Source organism: Achromobacter pulmonis (assembly GCF_902859765.1).
Taxonomy (GTDB): domain Bacteria; phylum Pseudomonadota; class Gammaproteobacteria; order Burkholderiales; family Burkholderiaceae_B; genus Achromobacter; species Achromobacter pulmonis.
Genome location: NZ_CADIJV010000015.1, coordinates 78,844 through 90,810, shown reverse-complemented (window position 1 = coordinate 90,810; position 11,967 = coordinate 78,844). Strand labels below are relative to the sequence as shown.

Below are 11,967 nucleotides of genomic sequence, written 5' to 3'. Positions count from 1 at the left end.
CGGATCTTGCATCGGGAACGGCAGCAGCACTTGACCCATGCAAGATCCATTCCACTTTTCCAGGAGTGCCTGATGCGCCCGACCCGCCGTTCCTTCATGCTCCGCGCGACCGCCGCCACCCTCTTCGCGGCCGGCCTGGCCGCGCAACCCGCGCTGGCCGCCGACCCGATCAAGATCGGCCTGATCACCGCCCTCTCGGGCGAGTCGGCGCGCGCCGGCGAGGCGCTGACGCGTGGCATGACCATCGCCATCGACGAAATCAACGCCAAGGGCGGCCTGCTCGGCGGCCGCCAGATCGTGCTGGTGCGCCGCGATGACGAAGGCAACCCGGCCAAGGGCATGGCCGCCGCGCGCGAGCTGATCTACAAGGAAAAGGTGACCGTGCTGTTCGGTGGCCTGGACACGCCGGTATCGATGGCGATCGTGCCCATCGTCAACCAGGAGAAGGTGCCGTTCATGGGCCCCTGGGCCGCGGGCACCGCGATCACCCACAACAAGGGCAACCCCAATTTCGTGTTCCGCGTCTCGGCGATGGATGAGATCGTCGACAGCGCCATGGTGCAGTACGCCCGCAAGACCTTCCAGAGCGCCAAGCCCGGCATGATTCTGGTCAACAACCCCTGGGGCGAATCGAACGAAAAGGGCCTGGCCGCGGCCCTGGCGACCGCCGGGATCGCCCCGGCCGGCGTCGAGAAATTCCAGCCGAACGACCTGGACGTGACGCCGCAACTGAGCCGCCTGAAGGCGGCGGGCGCCGATACGCTGTTCATGGTGGGTAACGTGGGGCCCTCCGCGCAGGTCGTGAAATCGCTGGACCGCATGGGCTGGAAAGTGCCGGTGGTATCGCATTGGGGGCCCGCCGGCGGCCGCTTCACCGAACTGGCCGGTCCCAACGCCAAGAACGTGCATTTCGTACAGACCTACAGTTTCTTCGGCAAGCTCGGCCCGGTGGGCGAGAAAGTGATGCAGGCGCTCAAGACCAAGTATGCCGACATCAAAGGGCCGCAGGACATAACCCCGGCCGTGGGCGTGGCCAACGCCTACGACGGCATGCAACTGGCGGCACTGGCCATTGCGCAGGCCGGCTCGACCGACGGCGACGCGGTACGCCAGGGCTTCTACAAGATCGGCAAGTACGAAGGCCTGATCAAGACCTATGAGCAACCCTTCACGCCGGCTTCGCACGATGCCCTGCGCGAAGACGACTATGTCTGGACCCACTTCGTCGACAACCGCATCCTGCCCGTCAAGGGCGTGCAGTAGCCGGAAGGGAGAGACGCATGCTGTGGATGTCCGCCATCGTCAGCGGCCTGGGCCTGGGTAGCATGTATGGGCTGATGGCCCTGGGCTTCTACCTGACCTATGCCGTGTCGGGCACGGTCAATTTCGCCCAGGGCAGCTCCATGATGCTGGGCGCGGTGCTGACCTATACCTTCGCGCAGACGCTGGGCTGGCCGTTGCTGGCGGCGCTGCCGCCGGCCCTGGCCCTGTGCGCCCTGTATGGCCTGGTGGTCGAGCGGCTGGCGGTGCGCCCCTTTGCCAGCCGCGGTTCGAACGCCTGGCTGATGTCGACCGTGGCGCTGGGCATCGTGCTGGACAACGTGGTGATGTTCACGTTCGGCAAGGAACCCCGCAGCCTGCCCTCGCCCCTGGCGCAGGCGCCGGTGGCGATCGGCGGGCTGGGCCTGGGCATCTATCCGCTGCAGTTGCTGATCCCGCTGGTGGGGTTGGCGCTGGCCGCGGCCCTGCACACCCTGTCGCGTCGTACCCGCTGGGGCGTGGCGCTGCTGGCGGTGGTGCAGAACCCGAACGCGGCGCGCCTGATGGGCATCCCGGTGCGGCGCGCCATCATGGCGGCCTTTGCCGTATCGACCCTGTTCGCGGGCGTGGCCGGCGCACTGGTCGCGCCCCTGTTCAATGTGCAGGCGGACATGGGCACGTTGTTCGGATTGAAGGCTTTCGTGGTCGCCATCCTGGGCGGTATCACCAGCGCCTGGGGCGTAATGCTCGCGGGCCTGCTGTTCGGCGTGGCCGAAGCATTGATCACGGTCGCGCTCGGCTCTGGCTATACCCAGATCATCAGCTTCGCGCTGGTCATCGTCATCCTGGCCATGCGCCCCAATGGATTGTTCGGCCGCGCCGCGGTAAGGAAAGTCTGATGCAGAAGCGAAATGCGGCCTGGCGGCCGGCCCTGGCCGCCTACGCCCTGCTGGCCATCGCCAGCCTGGCCCTGGCGGCCACCGTCAATGGGTACTACGTTTTCGTGTTGGGCAATGTGGCGCTGCTGGCGCTGGCCGGCATCGGCCTGAACGTGCTGCTGGGGCTGACCGGGCAGATGTCTTTCGGCCACGCGGCGTTCTACGCCATCGGCGCGTACACGGTGGCGATCCTGACCGGCCAGGCGGGCTGGAGCTTCTGGCTGGCGTGGCCGGCCGCGGCCCTGGTGGCGGGCGCGTTCGGATTGCTGCTGGCGATTCCGGCGCTGCGGGTCCAGGGGCCTTACCTGGCAATGATCACCATCGCTTTCGGCTTCATCGTGGAGCACGCGCTGATCGAAGGCGGCGATATCAGCGGCGGCCAGAACGGCTTGATGGGCATCGCACAGCCGGCCCTCGGTGCCTTGGGCGGCGATCGCGGCGTGGCGATGCTGGCGATCGTGGCCGTGTTCGCGGCCCTGGGCGGCTATGCGTTGCTGGCGCGCGGCACATGGGGCGCGGCGATGCGCGCGGTCAAGGACAGCGAGACGGCCAGCGAATCCATCGGCATCAGTCCCCTGCTGGTCAAGGCCATGGCGTTCATGGTGTCGGCGGCCGTGGTGGGCCTGGCCGGCGGCCTGTATGCATCGCAGGCCGGCATGATCACGCCGCACAATTTCAATTTCATGCAGTCGATCCTGTTCGTGCTGGCCGTGACGATCGGCGGCGCGGGCTCGTTGGCCGGGCCGCTGCTGGGCGCGGTGGTGGTCGGCCTGCTGCCGGAACTGCTGTCGAGCCTGGAGGAATACCGCCTGCTGTTCTTCGGCGCCTTCCTGCTGGTGGTGTTGTGGGCGGCGCCCGATGGCGCCGCCGGCCTGCTGGCGCGCTGGCAGCGGCGCCGCATGACGCCAAGGCTGGCGCCGCGCCAGGGCGCACTGGCGACCTCGGGCCGGACTCGCCGCGCCCTGCGCGCCGATGCGCTGACAATGACTTTCGGCGGCGTGCGCGCGGTGCAGGGCGTGTCCTTCCAGGTCGCGCCCGGCGCCATTACCGCGCTGATCGGTCCCAATGGCGCGGGCAAATCCACCGTCATCAACATGCTCAGCGGCTATTACCAGCCGACGGACGGCCGGGTTGCATTGGGGACCGTGCCCCTGGCGCGCCTGCCCGCTTACCGCGTGGCGCGCGCGGGCATCGCGCGCACCTACCAGACCTCGCAATTGTTCGACACGCTGAGCGTGGAGGACAACGTCGCCCTCGGCCTATTGCGCGGCCGGCTGGGCGGCCTGCTGGCCGCGCGGCGTTATCTGTCGCCCGACGCCCGCGAACGGGCCCGCGCGCTGCTGGCCTTCTGCGGTTATGAAGGCGCACTGGACGCGCCCGCCGCCGATCTGGCGCACGTCGACCGGCGCCTGGTGGAAATCGCCCGCGCGCTGGCCACTGATGCCGACATCCTGCTGATGGACGAACCCGCGGCCGGCCTGTCGCGCGAAGACAAGACACGGCTGGCGACCCTGCTGCGACGCATCGCCGACGCCGGCGCCGGGATACTGCTGGTGGAACACGACATGGCGTTGGTGATGGGGGTCTCCGACCACATCGTGGCCATCGACGCGGGACGCGAGCTGGCCCAGGGCGGTCCCGACGACATCCAGCAATCCGACGCGGTGCGACAGGCCTATCTGGGCGACGACGCGGCCCGGCATACGCCAGCGGCGCGTGCGCGCCCGGCCACCACGGGTCTCACGCCGGAAGTGCTGGGCGTGGGCAACCTGACCACCGGCTACGGCGCCAATCCGGTATTGCATGGCATCGACCTGCAAGTCCGCCAGGGCGAAATGGTGGCGCTGCTGGGCGCCAACGGCGCCGGCAAATCGACGTTGATGCGCACGCTGGCCGGCCTGCATCGCCCGGCGCAAGGCGGCATGCACCTGCAGGGACAGGAATTGCAGGGTTTGAGCGCCGACCGCATCGTGGCGCGCGGCCTGGTACTGGTGCCCGAGGGGCGCCAGGTATTCGCGGATTTGAGCGTGCTGGACAACATCCGGTTGGGCGCTTTCCTGCATCCGGCCGACCGCGAAGCGCGCGTGCAGGAAATGCTGGCGCGCTTTCCACGCCTGCGCGAACGGCTGCACCAGCGCGCCGGCCTGCTGTCCGGGGGTGAACAGCAGATGCTGGCGATCGCCCGCGGACTGATGTCCAAACCGGTGATCCTGCTGCTGGACGAGCCATCGCTGGGGCTGGCGCCGAAGATCATCGACGAACTGTTCGAGGCGCTGGATCAGCTGCGGGCCGAATCCATGACGATCCTGCTGGTGGACCAGATGGCGGCGCTGGCCCTGTCGCTGGCCGACCGCGCCTACGTGCTGGAATCCGGCCGCGTGGCGGCGCAGGGCGCGGCGCGCGAGATCGCCGCGGACGGCGCGTTGGCGCGGGCCTATCTGGGCGCCTAGGGGCCGGCTGCAAGGCGCCCGGCACGCCCCCGCGGCCGGCCGATCAGGCCGCCTCGGCGCCCAGCCGCGCGCCGGCGCGCACGATGCCGCAACGCTTGTAGGCGCGCATCACCACCCCCACTTCGCAGGCCAGCACGCCATCGAGCTCGCCCAGCCTGCGCGTGACCACATCCCACAAATGCAGGCTGTCGCGGCACAGGACGTGCCAGAACAATTGGGAGGCGCCACTGGTGCCGAACAGGCAGCGCGTGTTCGGATCCAGCGCCAGATGGGCCGCCAGGGCGTCGACCGCCTGCGGCCGCACCTGCACCGAAATCACCGCCTCGACGGGAAACCCCACCAGGGCCGGCTCGACCTCCACGCGAAAACTCAGTGCGCGCCGCTCCACCAGATGCTGCAACAGGCGATGGGCGGTGGGCTCGCTGACCTCGGCCTGCGCGGCCAATTCGGCCAGGCTGGCGCGCCCGTCGCGCATCAAGTGCGCAACGATGCGTTGTTCGGGGTCGGTCAACGCCACGGGCGCCTGCGGCGGGGCGGGTTCCGGCGCGACGGGCGTGCTGCCATCGGGCTGGATACGCCATTGACCGGCGCGGCGAAAAGGCCGCAGCACCAGCCGTGCCTCCACCTGCTCGACCCCATCGATCGAAGGCAGCACCCGCGTCACCACGTCGGGCATGTCGGCCGCATCCGCCAGAGTCAGTTCGGCCATCAGATCGGCCCTGCCCGCCAGGGTCACCACCAGCTGCGCGATGCCGAGCTGCGCCAGCGCCTCGGCCGCCTCGGCCACCCGGCCCGAGCGACAGCGCACCCAGGCGTGCAGCACCACACCGCGCCCGGTCGCGAGCGGATCGGCCTCGGCGATGACGCGCAGGGCGTCGGCGTCCATCAATCGCTTGATGCGCCGGGCCACGGTGCGCTCGGCGATGCCGGTGGCCGCACCCAGCTCGCGCCAGGAGGCGCGCGGGTCGGCCTGCAGTGCCATCAGGCAGGCCAGATCGGTGTCATCGAGCGACGGCATTAGGGACTTACCCTTACTTGACGTGACCATATTCATTAATCTAACGTTCGCGCATTGATAAAAACACAAAATTTTCTGGTTTATTTGACCAAAAAATAAATCCCGAGGCCCTTATGAGTACCCCTTCCGCAACCCTGCGCGCCGCGCAGGGGGCAAACGCTGCGCCCGTATCGCGCGCCCGCACGATTCTGGCCGGTAGTGTAGGCAATGCGGTGGAATGGTTCGATTGGACCATCTACGCGTCGTTCGCCATCTTCTTCTCCCGCCAGTTCTTCCCCGAAGGCAACGAGACCGCCGCCCTGCTGGCCACCTTCGGCATTTTCGCCGTCGGCTTCTTCATGCGCCCGGTGGGCGGCTGGGTGCTGGGCATTTTTTCCGACCGCTATGGCCGCAAGGCGGCGCTGGGCCTGACCATCCTGATGATGGCCGGCGGCTCGCTGATCATCGCGGTCACGCCGACCTATGCCACCATCGGACTGGCCGCCCCCCTGCTGCTGACCGCCGCGCGTTTGCTGCAAGGCCTGTCCCTGGGGGGTGAGTATGCCTCGGCCACGACTTTCCTGGCGGAAATGGCGCCGCCCAACAAACGCGGCTTCTATTCCAGCTTCGTCTTTTTCAGCGCCGCCGTGGGCATCCTGGCCGCCTCGGCCGTGGGCTGGCTGCTGACCTCGGTCCTGACCAAGGCCGAGATGGCCGCCTGGGGCTGGCGCATTCCGTTCTTCCTGGGCGCGCTGGGCGGCCTGGCCGGCATGTGGATCCGCCGCTCGGTGCCCGAAACCGAGGCGTTCTCGCACGCCAAGAAGGCCGGCGTCGAAAAGCAGCCGCTGCGCACCCTGCTGCGCGAGCATCCGCGTGAAGTGCTGCGTATCGTCGGCTTCTCCATCCTGACCACATTCGCGTTCTACATCTTCGTGGCCTACGTGCCCACCTACGCCATCCGCCAGGTCAAGGCCGATCCGCAAGTGGCGTTCGCCGCCAACACCGTGGCGCTGATCGTGTTCATGCTGGTGCAACCCCTGTTCGGCCTGCTGTCCGACCGCATCGGCCGCAAGCCGCAACTGATCTTCTTCGCCGCCGGCTACCTGTTGTTCTTCTATCCGCTGATGACCACGCTGGGCCCGTCGTTCGGCTCGATCCTGGCCGTGGAACTGTTCGGCCTGGTGCTGTACGCCATGTACACGTCGATCGCGCCGGCCATCATGTCGGAGCAATTCCCCACCAGCGTGCGCGCCGTGGGCATCGGCACGCCCTACAACCTGGTTGTGGCGCTGCTGGGCGGCACCACGCCATACCTGCTGACCTGGCTGCAAAGCAAGGGCATGGAGCGTTGGTTCTTCTACTACGTACTGGCGGGCGCTGTCATCACGCTGATCACCTTCATCCGCATGCCGGAGACCCGGGGCCAATCGCTCAAGTAGCACGCACCCCAGGCTCCCACGCCCCCTAACATTGCTTTCCGGCTCCCCCAAGGGGCCGGAGAGCTTTTCCTTTTCATGAGCGCCATGCCCGATCAAGACACCGCCCTGCATTTCCGAGAAGCTCGCGAACTCGCCCGCGCCATCCGCGCCGGCGCGCTGAATTCACGCCAGGTCACGCTCCACTTTCTGGACCGCATCGCGCGCGCGCCGGCCCTGGCCGCGTACAGCGAAGTCACCGCCGAGCGCGCGCTGGCCCAGGCCGAGGCCGCAGACCGCCTGCTGGCCGCCGGCATCTCGCTGGGCCCATTGCACGGCGTACCGATAGCGGTGAAAGACAGCGTGCAATGGGCCGGCACCACCGCCAGCGGCGGCTCGCTGGCCCGGCGCGGCATCGTCAGCGAACAGAGCGCCGCCGCCGCTCGCGGCCTGGCCGCGCAGGGCATGGTGATCCTGGGCAAGACCCGCATGACCGAATTCGCCTTCGGCCTGTCGGGCCAGAATCCCACCCAGGGCACGGCCCGCAATCCCTGGGACGCGGCCACCGCGCGCGCGCCCGGCGGTTCGTCCAGCGGCGCCGGCGTCGCGGTGGCGGCGGGCCTGGCGCCCCTGGCGCTGGGCGGCGACACGGGCGGTTCGGTGCGCGCGCCCGCCGCGCTGAACGGCGTGGTGGGCTACAAACCGTCATCGGGTGTCATCAGCCGAGCCGGCTGTCTGCCGCTGTCGGACACGCTGGATGTACTTGGCCCTATTGCCCGCAGCGTGGCCGACGCCCGCCTGCTGACGCAATTGCTGGCTGGCCCCGACATCGACGACGGCGCCACGCTGGCCTTGCCCGCGGCCAGCATCGCCGCCCTGCGCCAGCCGGCCGCGCGCCGTGGCGGCGCCATCGCCATACTGACGCCGCAGGCGTGGCCGACCGCGCTGGCCGACGCAGGCCTGCGCATCTGGCTCGAAGCGCAGGAACGGCTGGCTCAGGCCGGCATCCCCTCCAAGACCTGGCACCCGCCGGCATCGCTGTCGTTCGCGCGCATGGCGGACGACAACTCGCTGGTGCTGGCCTACGAGGCCTATCGCTACTTCGGCGCGCTGGCCGAAGACCCGGCCCAGCCGCTGTGGGAAGTGGTGCGCGGCCGCATCGCCGCCGGCGGCCGTATCGCGCGGGCCAACTACGAGGCCGCGCTGCAACGGCGCCAGGACGACATGGCGACGTTCGCCGCCGCCATGCAGGGTTTCGACGCCCTGCTGATGCCGGCCTGCGACCAGGCCGCCCAGGCGCTGGACGCCGCCGACGTCCGCCACGCCGGCCTGGGCAAACTGTTGCGCCCCGCCAACTTCCTGGGCGCGGCCGCGATCGCTTTGCCGGCCGGCTGCGACGCGCAAGGCATGCCGATGGCGGTGCAGTTGCTGGCCCCGGCCGGCAGCGACGCGGCCCTGCTGGACCACGCCGCGATGTTGGAGCCAGTGCTGGCGCCAGTGGCACGCACCCCTGATCTGTCGGCCTGGGGCCTTTGACCACAACCGCTGCGCCCATGAAAAAACCCCCGAAGGTTGGATCGAGGCCCAACGTTCAGGGGTCAGTTCAAGCCGCGGCTTTTTCTGCCGCGGCAGTACGCTTTACAGCGCCTTCTTCAGTTCCTGGACCTTGTCCGTGGCTTCCCACGAGAATTCCGGCTCGGAACGGCCGAAGTGGCCATACGCGGCGGTCTTGGTGTAGATCGGGCGCAGCAGGTCCAGCATGTTGACGATGCCCTTCGGACGCAGGTCGAAGTGCTCGCGCACCAGCTTGGCGATCTGGTCGTCGGGAATGACGCCGGTGCCTTCGGTGTAGACGGTGATGTTGATGGGTTCGGCCACGCCGATGGCGTAGCTGACCTGCACCTGGCACTGGCGCGCCAGGCCGGCGGCCACGATGTTCTTGGCCACGTAGCGGGCGGCGTAGGCGGCCGAACGGTCGACCTTGGACGGATCCTTGCCCGAGAACGCGCCGCCGCCGTGCGGGCACGCGCCGCCGTAGGTGTCGACGATGATCTTGCGGCCGGTCAGGCCGCAATCGCCTTGCGGGCCGCCGATGACGAAGCGGCCGGTCGGGTTGACCAGGAACTTGGTCTTGGGCGTGATCAGGCCTTCGGGGAAGCTGGGCTTGATGATGTCTTCGATGACCGCTTCGCGGATGGTCTCTTGCGTGACTTCCGGGGCGTGCTGGGTCGACAGCACCACGGTGTCGACTTCCGCCGGGCGGCCGTCGACATAGCGGAAGGTCACCTGCGACTTGGCGTCGGGACGCAGCCACGGCAGGCGGCCGTCCTTGCGCAGTTCGCTCTGGCGCTGCACCAGGCGGTGCGCGTACCAGATCGGCGCCGGCATCAGGTCGGGCGTTTCGTCGCAGGCGTAGCCGAACATCAGGCCTTGGTCGCCCGCGCCCTGGTTCAGGTAGTCTTCCGAGCTGCGGTCCACGCCCTGGGCGATGTCGGGCGACTGCTTGTCGTAGGCGACCAGCACCGCGCAACCCTTGTAGTCGATGCCGTATTCGGTGTTGTCGTAGCCGATGCGGCGGATCGTGTCGCGCGCGACCTGGATGTAGTCGACGTTGGCGGTGGTGGTGATTTCACCAGCCAGCACGACCAGGCCCGTGTTGCACAGGGTTTCCGCCGCCACGCGGGCGTTGGGGTCCTGGGTGAAGATGGCGTCCAGAATCGCGTCGGAAACCTGGTCGGCTACCTTGTCGGGGTGCCCTTCGGAAACGGATTCGGAAGTGAAGAGAAAGTCGTTGTTGGCCACAGATGCGTCCTTTGGTGTCCGGCAAGGCCGGAACGTAGGTTCACGGGCGCGTTGCACCCCGGACTGCATGAAATACGCTGATCTGGGCGCGACGCTTTAGCGGATTTGGCAAGCGACGCAGACGCGCCGTAACCTTGCCGTCGCCCCGCAAGTTGTCGGTTAACTCGGCGACGGGTCGATTTTAAGCGAAAATGCGGGTCTTATGCTTGCGCCACGGGTGGGGTCTTTCCCCCGAGCACCAGCATTACCATGCCCGATATCGCTCATTTGCCGCATGCTGCTCGTCTTATTTCGCCTGTTCGCTTCTCTGCCCCTGCCCGTCGCGCACGCGCTCGGGCGCGTGCTCGGCCGCATCGCCTATGCCTTTCCGGGCAAGTACCGGCGCCGCCTGCGGGCCAACGCGACCCAGGCCGGCTACCCGGACGCGGCCTTCGCGCGCCGGGCGGCCGGCGAGGCCGGCGCCATGATCCTGGAGATGCCACGGGTCTGGTTCCGCAATGAACAAAGCCTGGCCCAGGTCGTGTCGGACGACAACGCGGTGGTGCAAGCCGCCCGTGCCGAAAACCGCGGCATCCTGTTTCTGACCCCGCACCTGGGCTGTTTCGAGATCACCGCGCGCTACCTGGCCCGCCTGATGCCCATGACAGTGATGTTCCGCCCGCCGCGCAAGGACATCCTGGCGCCGCTGCTGGAAACCGCGCGCAACAGCTCGGCCGTCAACGCCGTGCCCGCCACCATGCAGGGCGTGCGGGAGTTCGTGCGCGCCCTGCGGCGCGGCGAATCCGTCGGCATGCTGCCGGATCAGGCGCCGGGCGTCGGCGACGGCGTCTGGGCGCCATTTTTCGGACGAATGGCCTACACCATGACCCTGCCCGGCAAGCTGGCCACCCAGACCGGCGTGCCGATCATCCTGACCGCCGGCGAACGCCTGCCCGGCGGCCGCGGCTGGCGCATCCATTATGTGCGGGTGCCCGAGCCCTTGCCCGCCGATCCCCAGGCCCAGGCCGCGCTGCTCAACGCCGCCATGGAAACGCTGATCCGCCGCTGCCCGCAGCAGTATCTCTGGAGCTACAACCGCTACAAGACCCCGCGTGGCGCCCCGCCCGCGCCCGCCGAGGACACGGACGCCGCGTCCCGCTGACGCCGCCGCAGCCCCGCCGCCCTGGTCTTATGCCCAATCTACCCATGAACGAATCGAAAACGCGCACGCTGGTCAACCTGCTGAAATGGTTCGGCCGCATGCGGCCGGCCACCCGGCTACGCATCGGCGCCGCGCTCGGCTGGCTGGCCATGCGCCTGGCCAAATCGCGCACCCGCATCGTGCGGCGCAACCTCGAACTGTGCTTCCCGGACCAGCCCGAGGCGGTGCGCGAGCGCTGGGTGCGCGAGCACTTCCGGGCACTGGCGCAATCCATCGTCGACCGTGGCGTGCTGTGGTACGGCACGCCCGAGGCCATCAAGGATATGGTCACACAGAGCGGCGCCGAACGCATCAACGCGCTGACCGCCCAGGGCCGCGCGGTGATCCTGCTGGCCCCGCACTTCATCGGCCTGGACGCCGCCGCCACCCGGCTCACCATGGAAGTGCCGAGCGCGGCCACCATGTACACGCCGCAAAGCGATCCGCATATCGACGCGGTGGTCGCCGCCGGCCGCGCCCGCTTCAACGAGGTGTTCCTGGTCAGCCGCAAGGACGGCGTGCGCGAACTGATCCGCCACCTGCGCGCGCCGCGGCCGGTGTATTACCTGCCCGACATGGACTTCGGCCGCCAGGGCGCGGTGTTCGCGCCGTTCTTCGGCGTCCAGGCGGCAACGCTGCTGGCCACCGCCCAGCTGGCCAAGAAGTGGGACGCGGCGGTGCTGCCGATCCTGGACTTCTGGAATCCGGAAACCGGCCGTTACCACGCCGAAGTGCTGCCGCCGCTGGAAAACTTCCCCGGCGACGACTCGCTGGAAGCAGCCACCGCGCGCCTGAATCGCGAGCTGGAAGCCTGGGTGCGCCGCTGCCCCAGCCAGTACTACTGGGTGCATCGCCGTTTCAAGACGCGACCGCCGGGCGAGCCCAAGATCTACTGACGCGACGGCCGGCTCGCGGCAAGAGCAAG

9 protein-coding genes are annotated in these 11,967 nt (G+C 68.6%); 7 read left to right on the top strand and 2 right to left on the bottom strand.

Annotation, left to right across the window (positions count from 1 at the left end; genetic code table 11):
• Positions 1-72: 72 nt before the first annotated feature.
• The 3 genes from HV701_RS14605 to HV701_RS14595 are packed head-to-tail and all read left to right on the top strand — an operon-like array spanning position 73 to position 4,648.
• Positions 73-1,263, top strand: coding sequence for an ABC transporter substrate-binding protein (locus HV701_RS14605; protein ID WP_175133733.1), 1,191 nt, complete (start codon positions 73-75; stop codon positions 1,261-1,263).
• Between the two features lie 17 nt (positions 1,264-1,280).
• A complete protein-coding gene (locus HV701_RS14600) occupies positions 1,281-2,159 on the top strand; it encodes a branched-chain amino acid ABC transporter permease (RefSeq protein WP_175133732.1) in 879 nt (292 codons plus the stop codon).
• A complete protein-coding gene (locus HV701_RS14595) occupies positions 2,159-4,648 on the top strand; it encodes a branched-chain amino acid ABC transporter ATP-binding protein/permease (protein ID WP_175133731.1) in 2,490 nt (829 codons plus the stop codon). The genes HV701_RS14600 and HV701_RS14595 overlap by 1 nt, the downstream gene beginning before the upstream one ends.
• Positions 4,649-4,691: 43 nt before the next feature.
• Here HV701_RS14595 and HV701_RS14590 read toward each other — a convergent pair whose 3' ends face one another.
• Positions 4,692-5,666 (bottom strand): Lrp/AsnC family transcriptional regulator, encoded by a 975-nt coding sequence (locus HV701_RS14590; protein WP_236755506.1) that lies wholly within the window; start codon positions 5,664-5,666, stop codon positions 4,692-4,694.
• A gap of 113 nt (positions 5,667-5,779) precedes the next feature.
• Between HV701_RS14590 and HV701_RS14585 the strand changes: the two genes are divergently transcribed.
• Together HV701_RS14585 and HV701_RS14580 are read left to right on the top strand one after the other, a co-directional pair.
• The gene (locus tag HV701_RS14585; protein ID WP_175133729.1) at positions 5,780-7,084 is read left to right on the top strand and encodes an MFS transporter; all 1,305 of its coding nucleotides are present in this window, start codon (positions 5,780-5,782) and stop codon (positions 7,082-7,084) included.
• A gap of 84 nt (positions 7,085-7,168) precedes the next feature.
• Positions 7,169-8,596 carry an amidase gene (locus HV701_RS14580; RefSeq protein ID WP_175133763.1) on the top strand — a complete coding sequence of 476 codons (1,428 nt, stop codon included), beginning with the start codon at positions 7,169-7,171 and terminating at the stop codon, positions 8,594-8,596.
• A 102-nt stretch (positions 8,597-8,698) separates the two neighbouring features.
• On the opposite strand, the gene metK is transcribed toward HV701_RS14580, so the two are convergent.
• A complete protein-coding gene (gene metK, locus HV701_RS14575; protein ID WP_175133728.1) occupies positions 8,699-9,862 on the bottom strand; it encodes a methionine adenosyltransferase in 1,164 nt (387 codons plus the stop codon).
• Positions 9,863-10,064: 202 nt separating this feature from the next.
• On the opposite strand from metK, the gene HV701_RS14570 reads away from it, so the two are divergent.
• Together HV701_RS14570 and HV701_RS14565 are read left to right on the top strand one after the other, a co-directional pair.
• Positions 10,065-11,003 (top strand): lysophospholipid acyltransferase family protein, encoded by a 939-nt coding sequence (locus tag HV701_RS14570; RefSeq protein WP_419761597.1) that lies wholly within the window; start codon positions 10,065-10,067, stop codon positions 11,001-11,003.
• 44 nt (positions 11,004-11,047) lie between these two features.
• A complete protein-coding gene (locus tag HV701_RS14565; protein WP_175133726.1) occupies positions 11,048-11,938 on the top strand; it encodes a lysophospholipid acyltransferase family protein in 891 nt (296 codons plus the stop codon).
• Positions 11,939-11,967: the final 29 nt, after the last annotated feature.

Coding starts and splice junctions, on each gene's coding strand:
- HV701_RS14590 (WP_236755506.1), bottom strand. CDS start 5,666: ATGCCGTCGCTCGATGACACCGATCTGGCCTGCCTGATGGCACTGCAG.
- HV701_RS14595 (WP_175133731.1), top strand. CDS start 2,159: ATGCAGAAGCGAAATGCGGCCTGGCGGCCGGCCCTGGCCGCCTACGCC.
- HV701_RS14600 (WP_175133732.1), top strand. CDS start 1,281: ATGCTGTGGATGTCCGCCATCGTCAGCGGCCTGGGCCTGGGTAGCATG.
- HV701_RS14580 (WP_175133763.1), top strand. CDS start 7,169: ATGCCCGATCAAGACACCGCCCTGCATTTCCGAGAAGCTCGCGAACTC.
- HV701_RS14570 (WP_419761597.1), top strand. CDS start 10,065: ATGCTTGCGCCACGGGTGGGGTCTTTCCCCCGAGCACCAGCATTACCA.
- HV701_RS14565 (WP_175133726.1), top strand. CDS start 11,048: ATGAACGAATCGAAAACGCGCACGCTGGTCAACCTGCTGAAATGGTTC.
- HV701_RS14605 (WP_175133733.1), top strand. CDS start 73: ATGCGCCCGACCCGCCGTTCCTTCATGCTCCGCGCGACCGCCGCCACC.
- HV701_RS14585 (WP_175133729.1), top strand. CDS start 5,780: ATGAGTACCCCTTCCGCAACCCTGCGCGCCGCGCAGGGGGCAAACGCT.